Here is a 3474-nt window from a genome sequence, read left to right on the forward strand (position 1 = left end):
AAGGCGGTTGTTGCTCATGATTCAAATCTCTCGATCAAAACGAATTCCCGTTCGGGCTGAGGTATCGAAGCCCTTCGACAGGCTCAGGGCGAACGGAGCGTGGGGTTAGTTGCCGGCGTTCCAGTACATAAAGCCCATGCCCTCTCCGGTCCCGGCGGCGGTGCGCCAGCAAGGCACGTAATCGACCAGCGTCATCTGCGCACCGGTGTGCTGCAGCGCCTTCATCACGGTCGAATAGATCTTGATTTCCGAGGTGCCCGACTGGAACCAGCCGTCGGGGATCGCAGCCAGGCCTTCGTAGTCGTAGCTGGCCAGCTTCTTCAGGATGTCCTGGTCGAACTCCTCGTCGTTGACAAAGTGCGAGAGGCCGCCGGAGGCGATGATGGCCACGCGCACGTCCTCGGGCCAGGCCTCGATCGCATCGCGCAGCACGTCGCCGAACTGGATGCAGCGGGCCATCGAGGGCTGCGTCGGCGGATAGAACAGGTTCATCAGCACCGGCACGTGCGGCGGCGGCTCGTCGCCCATGATCTGGTGGTAGACGAAGCTGTAGGCGTGCGGGACGACCGGGTAGTCGGCCTTCCTCTTCATCTGGCGCTCCATCCAGACGTTCTCCGGCCACTCGAACAGGTCGGTCAGGTCGAAGCCCTTGGCCTGGAAGGTCTCGAGCAGATAGGTCGCGAGCTTCGGATAGGCCTGGTGGACGACGTGATGGTCGGGCGCGTAGACACTGCGCTGAGGCGGACCGTTATGTACTTCCGCGCCGCTGTAGATCGCGATCGAGGGCGAGTGCTGCGGGAAGATCTCCTTCTGGTCCTTGCCGAGGATGATCGCCACGTCGATGTTCGCGCGCTGGTAGGCGGCGGCCATCTCGTCCAGCGCCGAACGACAACGGGCAGCGCGCGCCGTACGCTCCTCGATCGTCAGGTACTTCTCGAAGGCCTTGCCGCGGTGGGCTTCCAGCTCCGGATAGGTCCAGGTGCGGTTGCGGAACCAGAGCTCCGGGTTGTCGAAATCCCGCTGCGCATTGTTGAGCCAGTCCTCGGGCTTCTGGCCGAGCATGCCGCTGTGGGGCACAGCCATGCCGAATACGATCTTTGCCATGTGTCTTTTCTCTTGAATCTCAGGCGGTGCGTTCTTGCGCGACATCGGCCGGCGGGCGCGGCGGCGGTTCGGCGACGGTGACCTTCGGCGCCCACTCGGGCCGCAGCAGGATGGCCGTGGCCGCGGCGCCCAGCACGAGGAAGGCGAAGATCACGCGCATCGGCAGGTCATAGCTGCCGCTGATGTGCAGCAGCCAGCCCGAGAGGCTCGCCGCCACGCCGCCGGCGAGGCTGGTCGCCACCTGCTGCACGCCGGTGACCAGGCCGATGGCCTGCTTGGGGATCAGCGTGAGCCGCGTGAGCGCCAGGTTGTTGGCCGTGGCCAGGCCCAGGAAGGACAGCGAGAACACGTTCCAGAAGAGCGCTGTCTGCAAAGATTCGGCATAGGCCCCCAGCAGCACGGTGCAGCCGCCGACGAAGCCGGCGATCACGAAGGCCTTGCGCACCTTCACCGCGTTGCGGCCGCGCGCAATGATCCGGTCCGCCGCCCAGCCGGCCACGGCCGCGACGATCGCGATGCCGGCGAAGCTGAAGAAGGTGTAGAGCCCCGAGTCCTGCAGCGAGAGGCCGCGCTGCTCGACGAGATAGGCCGGCATCCACGTCATGCAGTAGAACGTGAAGTAGCCGTAGCAGAAGTTGTTGATCATGCCGCCCCAGACCACCGGGCTCTTCAGCACGCTGGCCATCGTCACCATGCCGGCCTTGCGGCGGGCGGCGGCGAGTTCGGCGCGGGTCGGGAAGTCGTTCTTCACCAGGCCCAGCCAGGGCGCCAGCCAGATGAGGCCGACGATGCCGGTGGCCACGAACATCCACTGCCACGAGTAGGTGACGATGCACCAGGCTGCCACCGGCGCGCCGATGGCCGGGCCGAACTTGTTGCCCATCGCGAACAGGCCCACGGCCAGGCCGCTGCGGCTCTCGGGGAAGTTGTTGCGGATCCAGCGGTAGCTGGCCGGGATCACGATGGCCTCGGCCGCGCCGATCAGGAGGCGCAACAGCACCAGCGCGGCCAGCGTCGTCACCGCGCCCATCAGCGCCGTGGCCAGGCACCAGACGGTGAAGCACAGCGCATAAGGCCACTTGACGCCGTAGCGGTCGGCCACATAGCCCATCGGCACCTGCACCAGGCCGTAGGACCAGAAGAAGGCGGCGTTGAGCCAGCCGCGGTCCACGCTGCTCAGCGCGAACTGCTTGACGAACGCGTGGTCGGCCAGCGCGGCCGAGATGCTGGTGCGGTCGACGAACGAGATCAGCACCCCCAGCGCCAGCAGGCCCAGGATGACCCAGCGCCCGATGCCGACCGGGTAGTAGCTGCCGGTACTGCTTGTCTCCATGTCGTTCTTCTTTCTTTGCTCCGGCTTCAGGCCAGGGCGGGATAGAGCTGCTGCGCGGTCCTGCCGAAGATCCAGGTGCGGTCCTCGTCGCTCAAGGATGCCAGCCCGGCTTGCGCCGTGGCGAGGATTTCGGAGAGCGTGCCGGGCGAGGTCGGGAAGTTCGAGCCCCAGGCCAGGCGCTGCGCACCGAAGGCCGCGACGACACGCGGGAAGAAGGTCTCGGCACTGGCGCTGCCCTTCTTCACATCGCCGAAGATGCGCGGGGTCAGCTTCATGTAGACGTTAGGCAGGTCGGCGATGTCGAACAGGCTCTGCGCTGCGGCATACGGCGGGCCATCGAGCACCTCGGGGCGGCCGAGGTGGTCGAGGATGATCTTCACGTTCGGGAACTTCCCGGCCAGCATGCGCACCTGCGGCAGGCCGATCGGGCCCGTCTGGATGCACATCGGCAGGCCCAGCTCCGCGCACATCGCCCAGGCCTTGAAGCTCTTCGGGTTGTCCAGTTCGCTGGGGTCGAAGTCCTTGGTCGAGCCGCCGGTGAAGATGCGCAGCCCGGCCAGGCCCGCATCGGCCCAGCGCTTGATGATGTTGGCGACGTCGTCGGCCAGCATGTCGACGGAGCCGACGGCGACCAGCCGGTCCTTGTAGGCATTGCAGCCGTCGACGACATAGCTGTTGTCGAAGCCGTAGGTGGTCGAGGAATGCACGACCGCGGCCTTGGCCACGCCGGCCGCGTCCATCGCGGCGATCAGCGATTCGACGGTGCTGGGGCGCTCCTGCGACCAGTCCGAGCGCTTGCCGAACAGCGGGGCGGGCGGGTACTTGGTCTCGTTGTCCGAGATGATGTGCGGGTGGATGTCGATGATCTGCATGGTTCTCAATTCAATGCTGGGTGCGGGCCGGATCTCCGTTCGGGCTGAGGTATCGAAGCCCTCAGGGAAGTCTGGGCGGTGGCCCTTCGATACCTCAGGGCGAACGGAGCGTGTGTCAGCGCGTCACCCTCAGAGGCCCTTGGCCTTCAGGTGCCGGTCCAACCT

General features: G+C 66.1%; 3 protein-coding genes. All 3 read right to left on the reverse strand.

Features of this window, described 5'->3' with window-relative positions:
• Window positions 1-105: 105 nt before the first annotated feature.
• Genes B0W88_RS30570 through B0W88_RS30580 form a run of 3 tightly spaced genes read right to left on the reverse strand, consistent with a single transcriptional unit; the run spans window position 106 to window position 3309 of the window.
• Window positions 106-1104, reverse strand: coding sequence for a protocatechuate 3,4-dioxygenase (locus B0W88_RS30570; protein WP_077038262.1), 999 nt, complete (start codon window positions 1102-1104; stop codon window positions 106-108).
• Between the two features lie 19 nt (window positions 1105-1123).
• On the reverse strand, window positions 1124-2437 hold the full coding sequence (locus B0W88_RS30575) for an MFS transporter (RefSeq protein WP_077038263.1): 1314 nt from the start codon (window positions 2435-2437) through the stop codon (window positions 1124-1126).
• Window positions 2438-2463: 26 nt separating this feature from the next.
• Entirely contained in the window at window positions 2464-3309 is an 846-nt protein-coding gene (locus B0W88_RS30580) for an amidohydrolase (RefSeq protein WP_077038264.1), read from the reverse strand.
• Between the last annotated feature and the right edge of the window lie 165 nt (window positions 3310-3474).

The organism is Pelomonas sp. KK5 (genome assembly GCF_001984095.1).
In the GTDB taxonomy this organism is placed as follows: Bacteria; Pseudomonadota; Gammaproteobacteria; order Burkholderiales; family Burkholderiaceae_C; genus KK5.